This window comes from Ensifer sp. EB106-05-01-XG146 (genome assembly GCF_058791875.1).
In genome coordinates, this window is the sequence record NZ_JBYTDX010000002.1 from 1,533,698 (window position 1) to 1,552,802 (window position 19,105).

The 19,105-nt window shown below is 64.7% G+C and carries 18 protein-coding genes; 5 read left to right on the forward strand and 13 right to left on the reverse strand.

What is annotated here, in order from left to right:
• Positions 1 to 1,206 carry a diaminopropionate ammonia-lyase gene (locus AC3WVQ_RS27125; RefSeq protein ID WP_492383253.1) on the reverse strand — a complete coding sequence of 402 codons (1,206 nt, stop codon included), beginning with the start codon at positions 1,204 to 1,206 and terminating at the stop codon, positions 1 to 3.
• 155 nt (positions 1,207 to 1,361) lie between these two features.
• On the opposite strand from AC3WVQ_RS27125, the gene AC3WVQ_RS27130 reads away from it, so the two are divergent.
• Positions 1,362 to 1,844, forward strand: a complete 483-nt coding sequence (locus AC3WVQ_RS27130) for an Lrp/AsnC family transcriptional regulator (protein ID WP_034805679.1) — start codon at positions 1,362 to 1,364, stop codon at positions 1,842 to 1,844.
• Between the two features lie 52 nt (positions 1,845 to 1,896).
• On the opposite strand, the gene AC3WVQ_RS27135 is transcribed toward AC3WVQ_RS27130, so the two are convergent.
• Complete coding sequence (locus tag AC3WVQ_RS27135) at positions 1,897 to 2,709, reverse strand: anti-sigma factor family protein (RefSeq protein WP_492383254.1); 813 nt, start codon at positions 2,707 to 2,709, stop codon at positions 1,897 to 1,899.
• Entirely contained in the window at positions 2,706 to 3,248 is a 543-nt protein-coding gene (locus AC3WVQ_RS27140) for an RNA polymerase sigma factor (protein WP_034805673.1), read from the reverse strand. Before AC3WVQ_RS27140 ends, AC3WVQ_RS27135 begins: the two co-directional genes overlap by 4 nt.
• Before the next feature lie 157 nt (positions 3,249 to 3,405).
• Between AC3WVQ_RS27140 and AC3WVQ_RS27145 the strand changes: the two genes are divergently transcribed.
• Entirely contained in the window at positions 3,406 to 4,788 is a 1,383-nt protein-coding gene (locus tag AC3WVQ_RS27145; RefSeq protein ID WP_492383255.1) for a S8 family serine peptidase, read from the forward strand.
• A 24-nt stretch (positions 4,789 to 4,812) separates the two neighbouring features.
• Here AC3WVQ_RS27145 and AC3WVQ_RS27150 read toward each other — a convergent pair whose 3' ends face one another.
• From AC3WVQ_RS27150 to AC3WVQ_RS27160, 3 genes are all read right to left on the reverse strand, one after another.
• Positions 4,813 to 5,634, reverse strand: a complete 822-nt coding sequence (locus AC3WVQ_RS27150) for a class I SAM-dependent methyltransferase (RefSeq protein WP_492383256.1) — start codon at positions 5,632 to 5,634, stop codon at positions 4,813 to 4,815.
• A 25-nt stretch (positions 5,635 to 5,659) separates the two neighbouring features.
• A complete protein-coding gene (locus AC3WVQ_RS27155; protein WP_492383257.1) occupies positions 5,660 to 6,832 on the reverse strand; it encodes a glycerate kinase family protein in 1,173 nt (390 codons plus the stop codon).
• Between the two features lie 172 nt (positions 6,833 to 7,004).
• Positions 7,005 to 8,483: an SLC13 family permease gene (locus AC3WVQ_RS27160; protein WP_492383258.1), complete on the reverse strand. Its 1,479-nt coding sequence runs from the start codon at positions 8,481 to 8,483 to the stop codon at positions 7,005 to 7,007.
• Positions 8,484 to 8,711: 228 nt separating this feature from the next.
• Between AC3WVQ_RS27160 and AC3WVQ_RS27165 the strand changes: the two genes are divergently transcribed.
• On the forward strand, positions 8,712 to 9,161 hold the full coding sequence (locus AC3WVQ_RS27165) for a pyridoxamine 5'-phosphate oxidase family protein (RefSeq protein WP_034805669.1): 450 nt from the start codon (positions 8,712 to 8,714) through the stop codon (positions 9,159 to 9,161).
• 46 nt (positions 9,162 to 9,207) lie between these two features.
• Here AC3WVQ_RS27165 and AC3WVQ_RS27170 read toward each other — a convergent pair whose 3' ends face one another.
• The 7 genes from AC3WVQ_RS27170 to AC3WVQ_RS27200 form a co-directional block, all read right to left on the reverse strand.
• Positions 9,208 to 10,044 carry a universal stress protein gene (locus AC3WVQ_RS27170; RefSeq protein ID WP_034805667.1) on the reverse strand — a complete coding sequence of 279 codons (837 nt, stop codon included), beginning with the start codon at positions 10,042 to 10,044 and terminating at the stop codon, positions 9,208 to 9,210.
• A 249-nt stretch (positions 10,045 to 10,293) separates the two neighbouring features.
• Positions 10,294 to 11,538: a Gfo/Idh/MocA family protein gene (locus AC3WVQ_RS27175; protein ID WP_060601712.1), complete on the reverse strand. Its 1,245-nt coding sequence runs from the start codon at positions 11,536 to 11,538 to the stop codon at positions 10,294 to 10,296.
• Between the two features lie 81 nt (positions 11,539 to 11,619).
• Complete coding sequence (locus tag AC3WVQ_RS27180; RefSeq protein ID WP_457578482.1) at positions 11,620 to 12,639, reverse strand: LacI family DNA-binding transcriptional regulator; 1,020 nt, start codon at positions 12,637 to 12,639, stop codon at positions 11,620 to 11,622.
• Positions 12,636 to 13,592, reverse strand: coding sequence for an ABC transporter permease (locus AC3WVQ_RS27185; protein ID WP_034805661.1), 957 nt, complete (start codon positions 13,590 to 13,592; stop codon positions 12,636 to 12,638). The genes AC3WVQ_RS27180 and AC3WVQ_RS27185 overlap by 4 nt, the downstream gene beginning before the upstream one ends.
• On the reverse strand, positions 13,589 to 14,581 hold the full coding sequence (locus AC3WVQ_RS27190; protein WP_492383312.1) for an ABC transporter permease: 993 nt from the start codon (positions 14,579 to 14,581) through the stop codon (positions 13,589 to 13,591). Before AC3WVQ_RS27190 ends, AC3WVQ_RS27185 begins: the two co-directional genes overlap by 4 nt.
• The gene (locus AC3WVQ_RS27195; RefSeq protein ID WP_457578483.1) at positions 14,581 to 16,086 is read right to left on the reverse strand and encodes a sugar ABC transporter ATP-binding protein; all 1,506 of its coding nucleotides are present in this window, start codon (positions 16,084 to 16,086) and stop codon (positions 14,581 to 14,583) included. Before AC3WVQ_RS27195 ends, AC3WVQ_RS27190 begins: the two co-directional genes overlap by 1 nt.
• A 164-nt stretch (positions 16,087 to 16,250) precedes the next feature.
• Positions 16,251 to 17,276, reverse strand: coding sequence for an ABC transporter substrate-binding protein (locus AC3WVQ_RS27200; protein ID WP_034805952.1), 1,026 nt, complete (start codon positions 17,274 to 17,276; stop codon positions 16,251 to 16,253).
• A gap of 451 nt (positions 17,277 to 17,727) precedes the next feature.
• Between AC3WVQ_RS27200 and AC3WVQ_RS27205 the strand changes: the two genes are divergently transcribed.
• Positions 17,728 to 18,546, forward strand: a complete 819-nt coding sequence (locus AC3WVQ_RS27205; protein ID WP_492383259.1) for a DUF3100 domain-containing protein — start codon at positions 17,728 to 17,730, stop codon at positions 18,544 to 18,546.
• Between the two features lie 15 nt (positions 18,547 to 18,561).
• Positions 18,562 to 19,074: a hypothetical protein gene (locus tag AC3WVQ_RS27210; RefSeq protein WP_034805654.1), complete on the forward strand. Its 513-nt coding sequence runs from the start codon at positions 18,562 to 18,564 to the stop codon at positions 19,072 to 19,074.
• The last annotated feature ends 31 nt before the right edge of the window (positions 19,075 to 19,105 follow it).

Here is a 19,105-nt window from a genome sequence, read left to right on the forward strand (position 1 = left end):
TCATCCTCTTTCGTTCGATGTGTTGGCGACGGTCTCGGGCGACAGGCCGACCAAGGCAGCATAACGCTCTGGGTCCGTCGCACCCTCGGTATTGATGACGAAGACGCGCGACTGCGCGGTCAGTCCGAGCGTTTCCCGCAGCGCTGGATCGCGGGCAACCGAAAGCAGCCCGGCCAGGCCGACGCCGCCGCTTTCGCCGGACACGATCGCCGGGTCAGAGCCTGTCGGCCGCGCAAGCCGGTTCATCACCGAAACGGCATCCTCCTCGTCGACGGTCATGAAGGCATCGGCGACGCGGGACAGGATACGCCAGGCGACAAGCGACGGCTCGTAGCATTCGAGCATCGCCATGATCGTCGGCTCGCCATGCGCCACCTTGACCGGATGTCCGGCTCTGGCGCTTTCGTAGAGGCAGGCGGCGCGCGCCGGATCGACGACGACGAAACGTGGACGCTCCGCGCCATAACGTAGCGCCAGATGCCCCGCGGTCGCCGCCGCAATGCCGCCAACGCCCGCCTGCACGAACACATGCGTCGGAGGCTCTTCCATCTGCCGCAGCGCCTCGCTCAGCAGCGCCGTGTAGCCCTGCATCACCAGGCCGGGAATGTATTCGTAGCCCGGCCAGGTGGTGTCCGAGACGACGGTCCAGCCATTTTCGTCACAGACCCGCGCGGCCTCCCGGACGGAATCGTCGTAGGTCCCGGCAACGCGGACGATCTCCGCGCCATAGGCCGCGATCGCCTCGATGCGAGTTTCGCTGACGCCTCCGTGCACGAAGATCACCGCTTTCGCGCCGACAAGCCGGGCGCCCATGGCAACCGAGCGGCCGTGATTGCCATCGGTGGCGCAGCCGAAGGTCTGGGCGGCGGCAATTGCCCGAACCTCTGGCCGGTCGAGATCGTCGAGATCGATGCTGCGACCGAGACGCCGTTCCGCCTCCTCGACCACCAGCCGGATCACCGCATAGGAACCGCCAAGCGCCTTGAAACTGCCGAGACCCAGGCGATGGCCTTCGTCCTTGACGAAGATGCCGGCAATACCGAGTTCGTCCGCCAAAGCGGGCAAGGCATGAAGCGGTGTCGGCCGATGGTCGGGGCGGCGCGCAAGCTGCTGCTCGACACGGGCGGCGGCGGCAAGCGACAGCATGTCGGCATCCGCGGGCAGTAGCGAGTGGCCGAAATCGGCATGGGTATTGGCGAGAAACATGGTGCAATCTCCGTAGACCACGAAAATCTATTTCATCGTTGCCGAGAAATGCGCTCTAAATGGCCGTCGAGAATGCAAGTTTGTAAAGTTAATGGGGTGCCGTGACGTGGGGTTCCACCTTCAGGGCCCGGAGAGCAGGAACCGAAAGGCACTGGATGGCCCCGTCGAAAAAGCCACAGGTCGAACTGGATCGCTTCGATCTTGCGATTCTCGCCATCCTGCAGAAGGACAATACGACGCCGCAGCGCCAGATCGGCGAGGCGGTCAATCTGTCGGCGCCCGCCGTCCAGCGGCGGATCAAGCGCATGGAAGAAACTGGCGTCATCCGCGCCAATGTCGCGCTGATCGATCCGGTCAGCGTCAACCAGGCGTTGACGATCCTGGTGGAGGTGGAGGTCGAAAGTGAACAGATCGCCCTGCTCGATGCGGCCAAGGCGGCATTCACCGCCGCGCCCGAGGTGCAGCAATGCTACTATGTCACCGGCGACGTCGACTTCATGCTCGTCGTCATCGTGCCGACCATGGCCGACTACGAGGCCTTCACCCGGCGCATGTTCTTCGGCAATGCGAACATCAAGCGCTTCCGCACCTTCGTGACGATGGATCCGGTGAAGGTCGGGCTTTCGGTTCCGCTCTAGGATAAAGCCGGAAGCGCGCAGCGATTGCCCGACGGACGTTGGAATTCACGGTCTAATTCCTGCCGGAGAGCGCCTTCTTCTCGGCGTCCGCATCGAGCGGCTGCCCGGCGCCGATCGACGTCAGAAAAGCATCGATGGTCTCAAGCGAAGAGGCGGGTGCATAGCCGTCTCCGCCTTCCGGCCTAGTGACGGCGAGCCGCGTCTGCCAGGTCGACGCCTTGCGGCAGGCGACCGACACCAGACCGGGCTCACCGGGCTGGGTGAACTCGTATTCGCGGCAGAGCTGCCCCGAGCCGAGCTCGAATGCCGATACCATCCGGACCGTCCCCTGCCCTTCACCAAGGGCGACTTCGTCTCCCGAAGCCGCCTTGTCGAGGATGGCGGAGAGAACCGGGCCGACAGTGCCGGCCATCTGCATCGCGCCCGGCACCCCGCCTGGATCCGCCAGCCCACCGCCGCGAAGCAGGTAGCCGCCAGCGCCGCCGACGACCACCAGCAGCGACGCTGCCATCGCCATCAGAAACCGCGAGGGGCTACCGTTCGGCGACGCCGGCTGATCCGCAGGGCGCCGGAAGGCCACGACGTTATCGCCGGCTGCAGCCGGTGCGTCCGCCGCGCGCGCTGCGTCGCCCGCGGCCGCCGCCATGGCCCGCACCTTAGCGACCAGTTCGTCAGGCACCGGCTCGTCGAGCACCGGCTTCAGCGCCTCGCTTGCGGCGGCGCGCGTTTCCATGAACATCGCCACGCGCGCCATCAATTCGTCGTCCGTTTCCAGCGCCGCCTCGACACGGCGCATCGTCTCCTCGTCGAGTTCGCCGTCGGCGAACGCCATCAAGATTTCATCGCTGAATTCCGTGTCGCTCATCTTGTCCCGCCTCTCATGTCCTGTGAACGCGCGACCGGCGGTTCTATTCCCGTTGCCTCCGCAAGATTTTTACGCGCCCGGGCGAGCCTGCTCATGACGGTTCCGATCGGAATGCCGAGAACCTCGGCTGCCTCCTTGTAGGAAAGCTCCTCGACGCAGGTGAGGATCAGTACCTCGCGCTGTTCGAGCACCAGGCCGTCGATCGCAGCCGCCACGCTCTTCAGCGCCATGCGCGCCTCGCTCCCGGCCTCGCCGGAGGGAACGGCGAGTTCGGCCTGCGCCTCGATCTCCTCCGTCGGGCCGGCGGTCTTCTGCCGGCGCAGCTGGTCGATCCAGAGGTTGCGCAGGATGCGGAACATCCAGGCGTCGAAGCGCGTGCCTTCCTCGAAGCGGTCCGAACCGGCAAGCGCCTTTTCGCAGGCCGCCTGCACCAGATCGTCGGCCACGTCGCGCGACCGGCAAAGCGAAATGGCAAAGCGGCGCAGGTTCGGCAGAAACGCGACCAGGCGCTCGCCGAAGACGATGGTCGGATCTGTCATCGGGCGTTCCTTTTGGCGCTACCCTTCGTCACCGGTGGAATAATTTGTCCATTCATCCGTTGAGCGTTATGGGAACTACACCCGAAAGTCACCACTTATGGTCCGTCCGTTCACGGTAAGCTTTCGTTTTCGGATGCCGCTACACAAGGAGAAAACCTTGAAAAAACGCCTGTTTCGACTGACCGTCCTGTCGTTGTGCGGCCTGGCAACCGGTGCCGGGGATCTCTCCTTTGGCGGTAGTAACGATGGCAATTCAACCGTTCGCTTTGCCTCAATCAGTCAGGCCCAGGCGGACGACGACGATGACGATGGCGGCGGTGGCGGTTCGTCCCGCGGCTCAGGCGATCGCGACTCAAGCAACACCTGGCGCGGAGGCGGCAATCTGCTCGATCTCTTCCGCGGGACGTCGGAGCGCCGCGTCGTGCGCCAGCGTCCGGCAGCGCGCCGGGCAACCCATGTTCCCGGTGAAATCATCGCGCTCGGTCTCAACGATGCCGCTATCCAGCGCCTTGCGGAAAGCGGCTTCACAGTGCGTGCACGAGAGCCGCTCGCGCTTTCGACGACAGAGATCGTCAAGCTCGGCGCCCCCCGCGGCATGACGCTCGAGGATGCCCGCCGGCAGGTCGCGGATGCGACGCCCGGAGCAATCGCCGATCTCAACCACTATTTCGAGCCGAACGAAGGCACCGCCTCACCGGCTCCCTGTGCCGACGGCGGTTGCGCGCTCGTTCGCACCGCCATCGGCTGGCCCGACGCCGGCGCCGCGTGCCCGGCTGCCGGTCCGATCGGGCTGATCGACACGGCGATCAACCCCGCCCATCCCTCACTGAAAGACGTCAGGCTCGACATCGTCAGGCTGGCGGAGGAAGAGGCACCGGAATCCGGCCGCCAGCACGGAACCGCGGTCGCAGCCCTCATCGCCGGACGGAAGGACAGTCGCGCGCCGGGGCTGCTCGGCAACGCCCATCTGATCGCCGTCGACGCCTTCCAGCGAAAGGGCGGCGAGAGCGATATCGCCGAGACCTACAATCTCGTGCGCGCCATCGATCTCCTGGCCTCGCGCAAGGTCGCGGTCATCAACATGAGCCTCTCCGGGCCACACAATCTGCTGCTCGAAAAGACCGTCGCGCTCGTAGCCGAGCGAAACATCATCCAGGTGGCGGCGGCAGGTAATGACGGCCCGCGGGCTAAACCCGTCTATCCCGCCGCCTATCCGGCGATGATCGCGGTCACCGCGGTCGACCGCAACTTCAAGCCCTATCGCCGCGCCGGGCGCGGCGACCATATCGATGTCGCAGCACTCGGCACGAGTGTCTGGACGGCTGCGTCGATCGAGGGGGCAGCGCCCAAGACCGGCACATCCTTTGCCGCCCCCTTCGTCACGGCTGCCTCCGCCATTCTCAGGGCCTCGCATCCGTCGCTGTCGGCCCAGGAAGTTGCAAAACTCGTCACGGAGACGGCGCAGGACCTCGGCGCGCCGGGCAAGGATCCCGTGTTCGGCTGGGGCGTTCTCAATGCCCGCGAGCTCTGCCGCTCGTAGCAGCGTCGAGCGGGTGGCACTGAACTACGGCTTTTGCCAATCCATGACCAGGAACGAGGGGACCCTTCTAAAGAGGTCCCTTTGTTCCGCTTCGCCGCCACGCGGCAGTGGTTCGTCGAAATAGCGCAACTGCAGGCCCGCTCCCAGCAACAGCGACATGTAGGTGCTGAGCGGCCGGTGCCAGTTCATGACCCGAAGATCGCCCCAGCCGATCCAATCGGACCGTTCATCCATGTAGCGGTCGATCATGAAACTGCGCTTGCCATCGCCGCCATCGCGCCAGCCGGTCGGGTTGCTGGCGCTGTAAAAGCTGGTCAGGTTCGCGATCAGCAGATGACCGCCCGGGCGGAGAACCCGGTTCATCTCGCCAACCGCCGCATCCAGATCGGCGATGTCGATGAGGCTGAGATAGGCAACGACCAGATCGAAAGTCTTCTCCGCGAAAGGCAGTCCTTCGGCCTGTGCGATGCGATAGTCACCATCGGGATGCAGGCGCCTCGCCTGACTAACGAGCGACCCGGCGGGATCGATGCCGACGGTGCTCAGCCCCTCCGCCGAAAGCAGCCGGCAGAACCGCCCCTCGCCGCACCCGACATCGAGGACAGCCCTTGCCCCGCTTTGCCGCGCCCTTTCGAGCATGGGTGCATCGAGGACGAAGCGCCGCGCAAAATCCCCCTCGGCGCCCAGCCCGGAAATCCAGGCAGCCGCAGACTCCTCCCATCCATTTGACATTTTACGTTTGGCCCTCGTGATCCGTCCTGCGTTTACGAAGACTGAGAGGACAACCTTGGCGATTGCATGACGTAGCCGCCGCGCGGCTCCGGCGGGAGACGGCAGCGCCACCATCCCGCCAGACCGGTAGATGCGTCAATCAGGCAGCCAGTCCGCGTTCGTTGAGCAGCATGCCGACGCGCACCATGCGCACGGCGTCTTCCGCGGCGCGCACGAGCAGTTTCGGCGCGGCGTTGATGGCATCGTCGAGGGTGCAGGGCGCCTTCAGGATCGAGGCGAAGGCGTCGATGCCGTGCTCGAAATTGAGGGTCACGCCCTTGCCGATCGTACCGGCGAGAGCGATCACGGGACGGCCCGCCTCCTTCGCCCTGTGCCCGACCTCGGCCGGCACCTTGCCGAACGGCGTCTGCCCGTCGAGGCTGCCTTCGGCGGTGATCACCAGATCGGCCCTGGCGATCATGCTGTCGAGATCGAGATAGCGCATCACGATGTCGTAGCGCGGATGCAGCGCGCCGCCGAGCAGCCCCATGACCGCCGCCCCGAGACCACCGGACGCGCCCGCTCCCGGTGCGTCGCCGACCGCGATACCGGTCACCGTCTCGATGGCTGCGGCATAGGTCTCCATCGCAGCCGCGAGCAGTTCCACCTGCTCCGGCGTCGCGCCCTTCTGCGGCCCGAAGACACGGGCAACGCCGCGCGCGCCGAGCAGCACATTGTGCCAGTTGACGGCCGCGTCGATGAGAACCTCGGCAAGACGCGGATCGCGGCCCGAAATGTCGATGCGCGCCAGCGACGCCAGCGCCGCCCCGCCGGGCGCAAGTGGATTGCCCTCCCGGTCGAGCAGCTTCACGCCCAAGGCTGCCGCCATGCCGGCGCCGCCATCGTTGATGCCGCTGTCGCCGCAGCCAAGCAGGATACGGCGGGCGCCGGCGTCGAGGGCCGCCCGGATCAGCTCACCGACGCCGTAGCTGGTGGTGAGGCAGGGGTTGCGCCGATCGCGCGGGACCAGTCGCAAACCGGCGGCCGCGGCCATTTCGATGACGGCCGTGCGTTCGGACTGCCCGCCGAGGAAACCGAAATGCGAGGCGACGGGTTCGCCGAGCGGGCCGGTCACGGTCAGTTCGTGCAGGCTGCCGCCGGTGATAGCGACGAGCGCCTTGGTGAAGCCTTCACCGCCGTCGACCATGGGCACCTTGAGGACCTCGGCACTGGGGCAGGCGCGCAGCACGCCCTTCTCGATGCAGTCGGCAGCTTCTTCCGCCGACAGGCTTTCCTTGAAACCGGACGGTGCAACCAGAATGGTAAGTGACATGTGACAATCTCCTTGCACTTTTGTGACAATGCGGATGCAAGGGAGAAACGGCAGCTCGCCACGTTTATTCCGGCCGAAATGCAGAATTCTTTCTTTTACGAAAAGAAAAAGAAAAGAGCCGAAGCGACAGACGCTTCGGCTCTTAAAATGACATTATATCAGATGCTTATCGTCATGTTTCCAACCCGACTGCAGGCCAGATCACAAGCGCGAACAGGGCAAGCAACGCGATGAACGGGAGCGCCAGCATCAAGGCCAAGCGCAGGAGATCGGAAGGGCTGAAAGCGGGTGGTTCCATACCTCCGAACAGCGCTACGGGCTTCGCCGAAACCATCAGCGTCTGGCAGAAGCCACTACCTATGGCTGTGACCATGATGAGGCTGGCGGGGCTGACCCCGAAGCCCGCCAGTGGCAGCGCAACGGCCGGAATGAGCACTGTCGCGCGAGCCGTTCGCGAGGCAAGGACGATATGGGCAAAGGTCGCGACCGCAATGGCGAGAAGCACGACCAGCCACGCCGGCGGCTTGCCGATCTGGCCGAAGGCACCGATCAGGCGATCGGCAAGTTCCGTCCCCGTGCCGGTCGACAGCAGCGCTTCGCCGATGACGAGCGTGCCGGCAAGAAACAGAAGCAGGTTCCACTCGACACCCTTCAGCGCCTTGCGAAACGGCATGCCGGAGATCCTTTCAGACGCAAGGACAAGAGCCCCGACGAGTGCCACCACCGGCAGCGCGATGCCGTGCAGGTCCGAGGTCGCGAGTGCTGCGACGATCGCAGCGGTCACGGCAAGGATTGCCTTGTCGCGCGCCGAAAACGGACGTTTCTCCGTAGGCGCGGCCGGCAGGTCGAGGCGCCAGTTCCGGTCGGCATCGTCGAGGAAGAAGCGCAGGATCAGGCCGCAGGCAAGGAGGCTCGTCAGCAGCGCGAAGGGCGCTGCAAGCAAGGCCCAGCCGAGGAAGCCCGGCGCTTCGCCGCCGCTGCGGCGAATGAAATCGACGGCGACGAGATGGGCGCCAGCGCCGGTCAGCGAGGCGGCCGCCGAAAGCAGGATCACCGACGGGAACAGGAGGGCCAGCGCGCGGGTGACGCCAGGGCGGCCGATGGTCGAGGCAAGCCCCAGGAAGACCGGCATGAAGATCGCCGCCCGCGCCGAGGTCGAGGGGATGACGAAGGCAGTCACGAAGATCGTCAGCGTCACCACCCAGAACAGCCGGCTGACATCGCGGAAACGGGCAAGCAGCCGGAAGGCGAGCCGCTCAACGAGACCAGATGCCTGCAGCACCGCCGCGATCACCGATGCCGCCATCATCAGCCAGACGATGTCGTTGCCAAGCGCGGCATAAACCGCCTCTTCGCCGACGGCGCCGGTCACGGCCAAAGCCGCCGCCCCGGCAAGCGCCACCGGCGTTTCCGGCAGGTCGAAGATCGTCCAGCAGATCAGCGTCGTCGCAAACACCATCAGCGAAAGGCGCATCGGCAGCGCCAGGCCGTCGGCCGCGAGAAAGATCAGGACGGCGGCAAAGGCGACGAGCATTGCGCCGACGAGCAGGCGCACCTGGCTCACCGGCATATGGCCGTCAATGCGTTCGGCTACCGCCGCGTTCAGGGTGACGAGGTCTTTTTCCGAAGCGATCACCGGGCTGATGGTCATAGCTACGCTCCCTTTTTGCTGGCCCAGGCTCGCGCGGCAACCGCGCCGCACGAAAGCCACCGGGCTGATTTCGTGGGAGGGCAAACGGGGTGTCGGGCGGTTTATTCCGCTCGTGCCCGACAATTTTCGGCGCTGGAGGCCCGAAAGCCCGAATTGAGCGAGATCAATGCCTGTTCTCCTGACAGGCAGAGACTGGTGCCAGATGACCTCTTTCAAAAGGAGAGTTTCATGTTGATCAGGGAAATGTCGCGGCAGGAATGCATCGACCTCGTCGCCGAGAACCACATCGCCCGCCTCGGGTGCGTCCGGGATGGCCAGCCCTATGTCGTGCCCATCCAATATGCTTTTGCCGCCAACAGGCTCTACGGCTTTTCGATGCCCGGGCAGAAGATCGACTGGATGCGGGCCACTCCCCGCGTCTGCATTCAAATGGACACGGCAACGGACCGGAAGGACTGGCGAAGCGTCGTCATCTACGGCCGCTATCAGGAACTGCCGGATACGAAACAATGGCATCGCGAGCGCATGAACGCCTGGTCGCTTCTCGAACAGCGCGTGAACTGGTGGGAACCGGGCGGTCTGAAGCCCGGCGATCAGGCAATTACCGGCGCCTCGCCGCATCTCTTCTTCGAAATCGAGATCGATGAGGTGACCGGGCGGGCAGCCACTGTGGGTTGATGACCGTCGGCGCGCAGTCAGATGGCTGCGCGCTCGGCCGTGCCTGTCAATGGGCCATCAGCACGGGTACCACTGCGTTTTCGAGCATCGAGCGGGTGACGCCGCCGAAGACGCGTTCACGCATTCTGGAGTGGCCATAGGCGCCCATGACGATCAGATCGGCGGCCACGTCGGAAGCGAAGCGATTGATCACGTCATCGACCCGATGCCCGCCGCTCGGCAGCCGCTCGACGGAAACCGAAACGCCATGCCGGGCAAGGTAGCCGGCGATATCGGCACCGGGTTCCTCGCCGTTCTTGCCGTAGGCGGAACGCGGGTCGACCATCGTCACGTGGACGATCTTGGCGCCCTTCAGCAGGTCGAGCGCTTCGCGTACCGCACGGGCCGCTTCCAGCCGGGAGTTCCAGGCAAGCACCACCGTCCTCGGATCAAGCCGCGCGGGCTTGCCCTTGGGCAGGACGAGGACCGGTCGCGCGGAGTTGAACAGCGTCCCGTCGATGGTGCGCGACCGTAGCTCCGGGTCCAGCATCAGGCCGTCGCCCACGAGCGTCAGGTCGGCATAGCGTGCGCGCTCGCCGATCTCGTCATCGGCCCAGGCAGCCTCGGTGTATTTCGTTTCGACGCTGAACGAGATGCCTTCCCGGGTGAGAACGTCGGTTGCGCTTGCCACGCAGGATTCGAGCTTGTCGACCTCGCGCTGACGTTCGTTCAGCCAGTCAATCGATATGGCGGCGGCAAAATCGCCGATCGGCGGAGAAGCGGCGAGCTTGACGATCAACAGGGAGAGGTGAGCGTTTGCCGAAGCGCAGACCTGTGCCGCGGCACGCAGATCGTCTGCGGAATGATCGACGCCGACCACGGCGAGAATTGTCTTGTATGTCATCGCGTTTCCTCCTCGCGACCGGACTTAAGAACTGAGTCAGCCTATGCAAATGCGCACCCGGCGACATTGATCCCCGTCAACCGGGATCATGGAGGAAAGCGTATAATTATGGGGGGCTCTACGCGCAGGCGTCTACGCCGACCGCCCTCGTTGCGGGCGGGCCGGCGAAGACGGTCATTGCCTCCGCCGCCCAATTGCTCCGCAAACTCGGCCTCACGGCCTCGACCGCGCGGGTCTGAACTTCAGTCGTCAGGCACCCCGGCGCGCGACGACCGGCACGTAATGTTCGAGCTCCGGCGCCGGGAAGTTGAGCGTCGCGTTGATTTCTGCCGACCGGTAAAGCCCCATCAGCATCTCGACGACAGCAAGGCCGTCCTCGAAGGTTTCGAGCGGCTTTTCGCCCTTGCGGAAGCACTCGACCATGTGGCGGTTTTCGTCGGTATAGCCGTAGACGCCGGCCTCGTCCTCGAGCACCGGCATCAGGCCCTGCTCGGCATTCTGCTTTTCGACGAGATCCTCGCCCTCCGAGCCCTTGACCTCGCGCGACATGAAGATCTTCAGGCCGGTAGAGAGCGAATTGTATTCGAGCGCATATTCCGGTCCGAGCAATTCGAGCTGGATGCGCAAGCCGGCGCCGACATAGGCCCAGGAGGTGGTCGCCTCGATCATCAGCTCGTTGCCGTCCTGGTCTTCGAGCGTCACCGTGGCGCGGGCAAAATCCTCGGACGGCCGGTTGCGATAATCGACCTCGTTGCCGAAGCGATTGCGCAGTTGTTCGGCATAGTGGGGACGCGTCCATTTGAGGTTGGCGACGGTGCCGTTCACCGCCTTGATCTTCAGCGAATTGCGCGGCGCACCGGGCGCCGTCAGCAGGTAGCGCGCGACCTCGACGCTGTGGCACATCATGTCCGAAAGCACGCCGCCGCCCTGCTTGTCGCCCTGCCAGAACCAGGGTTCGTGCGGGCCGGAATGTTCCTCGGCCGCGCGCGCCAGATAGGGGCGCCCGGTGGTCGTCGCCGCGCGCCGCCAGATGATTTCCTTGCCACGCAGCACCGGCGTGCAGAAAACCTGGTTTTCCAGATAACCGTGGTTGAGGCCGGCATCCTCGGCCAGCGACAGCATCTCGCGGGCTTCGGCAACCGTGCGGGCAAGCGGCTTTTCGCAGGCAACGGCGAAGACCTTGCTGCGGCCGTCCTTGACGGCCTTGTGCAGCGAACGCATGACGTCGATGCGGGTGTAGTTGGGCGAAAGGATCCAGACCGCGTCGACGTCATCGGCGGTCAGCAGCGCTTCCAGGCTTTCATGCGTGCGGCAGCTGCCGAGACCAAGCGCCTCGACCTCATTTGCAAATTTCTCGCGGTTCTCGGCCTTGCGGCTGAAGACGCCGGTGACCTCGATATTACGCACGCCGATCATCGATTTCAGATGGAAATGGGCGATGAAGCCCGATCCGACGAAACCCACGCGCAGCGTCTGCTTCGGTAGCTGTGTCATTCTCTTCTCCCATTGATCGATTTTGGTAACGGCGGGGTGCGGGCGGAAAACCGCACGCGGCTTTCCTCGTCCCACCTCCGGCTATTTACGTGGCGGCGCGGTGCTGCCACGGATGTTGAGCGTGGTCGGCAGGACGATGGCCGGCTCTGCGGCGGCGTCACCATCCGAGAGGACGTTGAGAAGCTGCGACATCGCCGTGCGACCGATGTCGGCGCGCGGCTGGCTGACGGTCGTCAGCGGCGGATAGAAGGCCTTGCTGAGATAGAGATCGTCGAAGCCGACGACCGAGACGTCGCCGGGCACGTCGCGGCCAAGCCGCCGTAGCGCATGGATTGCGCCGTAGGCCATCTCGTCGTTGGCGGCGAAAATCGCGGTCGGCGGCTCCGGCAGGGCGAAAAGGTCCGAGACGCAGGCCTCGCCGCTTTCGAGCAGGTAGTCGCCGCGCACCTCGTACCCCTCGGGGACCGCAAGGCCGGCCGCTTTCATGGCGGCCCGGTAGCCGTCGCGGCGGCGGAGCGCCATGACCTCCGGCAGGGGACCAGCGATATGGGCGATGCGGCGATGGCCGAGCGCGATCAGATGGTCGACCGCAGCCTCAGCGGCGGCGACGTTGTCGATCTGCACATGCGGGAAGCCGGACCCCTCGATCATTTCGAGCGCGATAACGACAGGCAGATGCGAGAGATCGGCGCTTTCGCCCGGCTCAGGCGGCGGCAGCTTGCCGGTCATCAGGATCATGCCGTCGGCATGGCCGTCGCGCAGCATGTTGAAATACTCGACCTCGCGGTCCGGGTCGTTCTCGGTGTTGCCCATGAGGACGGCGTAACCGGCCTCGCGCGCCGTCGCCTCCACGCCCTTCAGGATCTCGAGGTAGAAGGGGTTGCCGACGTCGCGCACGACAAGCAGTACCGACATCGACCGGCGCGTTCGCAAGTTGCGGGCGCTGACATTCGGGCGGTAGTTGAGCTCGCGCGCCAGCGCGTTGATGCGCTGGCGTGTCTCGTCCGTCACCAGCGACGAGCCGCTCAGTGCCCGCGAAACGGTCGCAACCGAGACACCGGCGCGTTCTGCGATATCTTTGATCTTCGGCCGGTCGCTCATGCGCGCATCGCCCTCCCGCGGCCGTAGAACAGCATGAGCAGCAGCAGCGTCGCGCCGAACACCATCTGACGGCCAGACTCGTCGATGTTCACCGTCGTCAGGATGCCCTGGAGGATGACAAGCAGCAGCGCGCCGGCCATGGTCCCGGTGTAACCGCCCTTGCCGCCGGCAAGCGACGTGCCGCCAAAGACGACCGCGATGATCGACGACAGCATGTATTGCTCGCCGACATTGGCGAAGGACGATCCGGAATAACCGAGCAGGCAGAGCCCGGCGATCGCGGCGAACATGCCCGAGATCATGAAGAGACCGATGCGCATGAGCCGAACCGGCACGCCGGCCATATAGGCCGCGTGCTCGTTGGAGCCGATCGCGTAGATCCGATGACCGAAGACGGTGCGGTTCAGCATGAAGGCCATGAACAGGCCGATCACGATCCAGAGCCAGATGATGCCGGGAATGCCGAGCGCCAGCGGCTGGGTCACGAAGGCGGAGAGGCCGGGCGCGGCGCGACCCGAGGGAATGCCCTGGCGGATGACCACCAGCAGGCCCTGCAGCACGCCCAGCATGCCGAGTGTCATCACCAGCGGCGGGATGCGCAGAAGCGTGACGCCGAGGCCGTTCAAAAGGCCGAAGAAGGCGCCGGCCGCCAGGCAGGCGAGCACCGCCGGCAGGATGCCGCCATCGGCACCGTTCATGACATTGCCGGCGATGATCGCCGAGAGCGACACGACGCCGCCGACGGAGAGGTCGATGCCCTCGCGGCCGCCGAGAATGACGACGTTCTGGCCGGCGGCGACGATGCCGAGCAGCGAGGCGACGATCAAGAGCCGGAGGATCTGATCGGCCGAGGCAAACCCCGGCGACAGGCTTTGGCCAAGATAGAGCAGCGCGACGATGAGGATGAGCGCCACGACCAGCGGCTGTTTGAAGAACGACGTAACCGAGCTCATGCGCGTGCCCTCCGACCGGCGAGCACGCCGGCCATCAAGACGATCAGAATGGCGAGGCCCTGGACGAAGTTCTGCCATTCCGACGGCGTGCCCATGAAGAAGACCAGGGAATTGACGAGGCCGATCGTCAGGGCGCCGAGCAGAGAGCCGACCACCGTCGTCCAGCCGCCGGCAAGCGCACTGCCGCCAAGCACGACGGCGGCGACGCTGTAGAGCGTCATCTTGCCGCCGACCAGCGGATCGCCGCTCGCTGTATCACCCGTGAGGCAGAAAGCGGCAAGCGCCGAGAACAGTCCGCACAGAAGGTAGCCCTTGATGCGGACGGCGACGACCGGAAGCCCGGTCTGATAGGCGGCCTGCTGGTCGTCACCGACGGCCAGCAGTTCGGTGACGATGCGCGTGCGCGACAGGAAGTAAAGCAGGACAGCCAGCGCCGCGAGCACGTAGAAGACGAAGGGCAGGCCCAAGAGGCGGCCGCCATAGGTGCGCCAGAACAGTGCCGGCGCCGGCGTACCGGCAACCGGCATGACATAGAGCGCCAGCCCGGTGAAGAAGATGCTGGTCGCAAAGGTGGCGACGATCGCCTGCAGCCGAAGTGCTGCGACGACCAGTCCGTTGACCAGCCCGCAGGCAAGTCCGATGAGGACGCCGAGCGCAAGTGCGAGCAGCACGGCACCGGCGCCGCCGCCCCAGCGCTCCATCAGGACGACGATCGCGACATTGACCAGCGACAGCGTCGCGCCGGCGGAAAGATCGATATCGCCGGCGGAGACAACATAGGTCTGCGCGATCGCCAGCATGATCAGCGCCATATAGGTGCTGAGCAGACCCGTCAGCGAGCGGAAGCTCAGGCTGTTGGGCGAAAAGAGGCCGTTCAGCGCCAGCAGCACGATGAGGATGACCAGTGCCGGCAGGAAGGGGTAGCGCTCGAGCCAGGAGCGCAGGCCGCCGCTCCTGGGAGAGGAAATGTCTGTCGCGGTCGATGTCATCATGCGGCCTCGTATGCAGCCTGGTAGAGATTGTAGCGGGTGCGATCGTCGCCGATCAGCTCGCGTGTCACCGAGCCGCCGTTGAAGACGAGGATACGGTTGGCGTTGCCGAGCAGCTCGGCGTCCTCGGACGAATAGAGCAGGATGCCGAGGCCTTCGGCCGCAAGCTGGCGAATGAGCGCAAAGAGATCGGCCTTGGCCTGGAGGTCGATGCCCTTGGTCGGGTCGTCGAGCAGCAGCACGTCGGGCCGATCGATCAGCCATCGGGCGATGATCACTTTCTGCTGGTTGCCGCCGGAAAGCGAATTGATCGGATGGAAGAGGCTCGCAAACTTGGTGTGCATCGCTTCGAGCGCCGGCATCGCCTTGTTTTTGAGGCTCGAGGGCCGCGCGAGCATCAGCCGGTCGCGAAGATAATGGATCGGCGTGACGTTCTCTATGATCGGACGGCCGCTGATGACGCCGTCGCGACCGCGGTCGCCGGAGACATAGGCGCAGCCACGGCGAATGGCGTCGCGCGGGTTTTTGGCATCATAGCGTTCGCCGCCGATCGTCACCTCGCCGGATGAAACCGTGCTTGCGCCGAAGATGGCCCGCAGCAGCGCCGATTGCCCCTGCCCGTGCAGCCCGCCGAGCCCGAGGATCTCGCCCTTTGCCACCTCGAAGCTGACATCGCGAAAGCCCTTGCCCGAGAGGCTACGTACGGAGATCGCCGTCTGCGCGCCAGTTTCCACCACCGCTGGTGCCGATGACCTTGCAGCCGGCATGTCGCTGGCGCCGCCGACCATCAGCCGGATGACCGTTGCCGGGTCGGTCTCGGAGAGTTTCAACGTCTCGATGGTCTCGCCGTCGCGGATGATCGTCACGCGATCGCCGATCGCGGTGATTTCGTCCATGCGGTGCGAGATGAAGATGATGCCGCGACCCTGGCCTTTGAGATCGCGCAGGATCTCGAAGAAGCGATCGACCTGGGCGCGGTCAAGTGCGGAGGTCGGCTCGTCGAAGATCAGGATCGGCGCTTCGCTGGCGAGCGCCTTCATGATCTCCACCAGTTGCCGCTGGTCGGCCCGAAGGTTGCCGACCAGGGCCTCCGCGTGGAAACCTTCGCCGGAGACCTCCGAGAACAAGGCGATGTAGCGCGCCGCGCGCGCCTTCATTGCCGCACGGTCGATGAAGAGGCCGGCCTTCACCGGCAGGGCGGAAAGGCAGATGTTTTCCTCGACCGACCGGTGGCTGGCGAGGCTGAGTTCCTGGTAGAAAATGCCGATGCCGGCGGCGCGTGCGGCTTGCGGCCCGGAGATCGTCACGCGCTTGTCGTTGATCAGGATCTGGCCGCCATCCGGCCGCACGCTGCCGGCGATGATCTTGCACAGCGTGCTCTTGCCGGAGCCGTTGGAGCCCATCAGCACATGCACTTCGCCGGCAGCGATCTCAAGGTCGCCGCGGCGTAGCGCCAGCGTTGCGCCGTAAGCCTTGCTCACGCCGTTCAGTCTCAGTTTCGACATCGGCTGTCGTCCATTTGGTTGCTTGCCGCATCTTCAGGAATGCTCGCGCTCGGCACCGGCTCCACTGCAGCAATCTTTCACGCCCGATCGGCCTTGGTCGGTGGCCATCGGCGGCATCGGTCGCCGGGCGGCTCAAGACAAGAGTCGCCCGGCGAAACCCGAACTTACTTGAACAACGCCGTGGCGTCGTCGATCGAAAGCGCGTTGGTGTAGGAGTAGTAGCCTGGCTTGCCGTCGAGCTGCTTGGCGGCGTCGCCAAGGTTCTTGCTGTCGATGAACGGGATCGGCAGATACATGGCGTTCTTGTACTGGCCAGCCGTTGCCGGCTCCTTCAGTTCCTTGCCCTGCAGCATCAGCACCGCGACGTTGAGCGCGCTTGCCATGACGCCCGGCGGGTTGACGGTCGCGCCGGAGTTCAGCTTGTCCTTGACCCAAAGGTCGATGAAGTCCTTGCGGATTTCGCCGGTTGCGGCGATCTGGCTGGTCTTGCCCGCATCCATGATCGACTTCCAGGCGCCGGCCGCCATGCCGTCCTGCACGACGACGCCGTTGATATCAGGATAGGTTGCAAGGATGTTCTGCATCGCCTGCTGGCCCTGGGCCTGATCCCAGTTGGCGTTGACCTCGTTGACCACCTGCAGATCCGGATAATCCTTGAAGACACTCTTGTAGCCGGCGACGCGCATTTCATTGGCCGGATGGCCGGCGACGCCGTTGATGGCGACCACCTTGCCCTTGCCGCCGAGCGTATCAGCCAGCCACTTGGCGCCGGCAGCGCCCCAGGCCGTCTGGTCGATGCCGACATAGGTCGCATCCGGCGAGGAAACCTCGGCGTCCGTCGCGATCACCAGGATGCCGGCTTCCTTTGCCTGGGCGAAGATCGGATCGAAGGCCGTCGGGCTGTTGGGGTTGATGATGATGGCGTTCACGCCTTCGGCGATGAAGTTGCGCACATGCGCGATCTGCCCGGGTACGTCGACATTGGCGCTCTGGACGGAGACTTCGACGTCGACGCCCTTCTCCTTCCACTTCGCCGCGGCCTCCTTGGCCTCGTCGATCATCTGCGTGCGCCATTCGCTGCCGACCCAGCCGTTGGACAGGCCGATCTTGAAGGTCTCGGCATTGGCGAAAGAAGCGGAAATGGCAATGGTTGCGACAGCGCCAAGCGCTGCGGCGATAAATTTCTTCATCAGATCCTCCCAAATCTTGCGAGAACCATGAAGCCAGAAAATGTAATCGATTTCAATGGGCATTTTCAGGGAATTTTGTGCGGTTTCGTTTTCCGCCGCCGGGAGGATCAAGGAGATAACGGAAAGCGTCGGGCGCGGGCAGAATAGACTTCGGAAAGTGTCTCACCGAGAGAAGCCAATAGTGCTTGGTTCCCCCTCCCCGCTGTGCGACAGCAAGGGCAGAGGCGGTGACGATTCGTCGTTGCGCCAACTGGAATGAACTGCAGGAATGACGCCATGACATGAAGGCGCTGCGGGATTGATCCCAATGGCCGCCCGAACAGCGGCCCGCCCGTTGCTCAAATCGCAACACTTCGTTGCTTGCCGGCCGGCTAGCCGCAATTTGCCCTCACCGCCTACTCTGAACGCTGGGCAAAGAACAACAACTGGCTCCCAACCAGAGGAGAACATCATGACCGGGAAATCCGGAGCCGCCTCGGGCGCGCTCTATCTGCATATCTTTGTGCTGGCGATCGTCATCGTCTCCGAGCTGATCGGCATTCAGCGTCTGCCGATCGGTATCGGCACCGTCATCTTCCTGCCGATCCTTTACGCCTTCGCGCTCGGCATCGCCTTCAATCCGGCCATTTTCAAGGCGACCGGCAAGTTCCTGTCGCGCGATGCGGTCAAGCTTTCCGGCGCGATGATCACCGTTGCCATCATGCCGTTCATCGCCAAGTTCGGAACGACGGTCGGCCCGCAGATTTCGCAGATCATCGAGGCCGGCCCGGCGCTGGTTCTGCAGGAGCTCGGCAATCTCGGCACGATCATCGTCGCCTTCCCGGTCGCAGTGTTCCTTCTCAAGATGGGCCGTGAAGCCGTCGGCGCCACCTATTCGATCGACCGCGAGCCGAACATCGCGCTGATCGCCGACAAATATGGCCTCAACTCGCCGGAAGGTGCCGGCGCCATGGGCGTTTATGCGACCGGCACGCTGATCGGCACCTTCGTCTTCGCCATCATGCCGCCGATCGTTCACGGCCTCGGCATCTTCGACGTGCGTGCGCTCGCCATGTCCTGCGGCGTCGGCTCCGGCTCGATGCTGGCGGCCTGCACCGGCGGTCTCGTCGCGGCGGTGCCGGACCAGAAGGACATCATTCTCGCGCTCGCCGCCGCCAGCAACATCCTGACCTATGCCACCGGCCTCTATGTCGGCATGTTCGTGGCGCTGCCGTTGACGGAGTGGCTCTACAACAAGGCGCGCCCATCCGAGCGTCGCACCGCAGCCTGATCGGGAGAGAGAACCATGACCAACCAGAACACCTCCGCCAACTACGCCGACGATCTCCCGCTGAACCCCGAGGACGAACGCAAGCTCGATGTGATCGGCCATGCCGGCCTGCTGATCATCGCCTGTGCGATCGGCCTTGTCGCCAACTGGGTCGGCACCGGAACGTCGCCGCTCACCGCGCTGCCGGGCATGGCGACGCTATATGCCGCCTGCATCGTCGGCCTGGCGCTCGCCCGCTTCGTGCCCTTCTACCTGCCAAGCGTCGCCTGGGTTTCGCTGATTGCGATCCTCATCACCATCCCGGGCGTTCCGGGTGCAGCCTGGGTCAGCGAACAGGTCGAGCACCTCAACTTCCTCGCGTTGGCGACTCCGGCGCTTGCCTATGGCGGCCTTGCCTTGACGGCGAACGAGTTCGCGATCGCCCGCCGCTCGGGTTGGAAGATCGTCATCGTCGCGATCTGCGTGATGGTCGGCACCTATATGGGCTCGGTCGTCGTCGCCGATCTCTTCCTGCGCCTCGGACAGTAACGCGGCACGCAATTCCAGGAAGCGGTTTTCC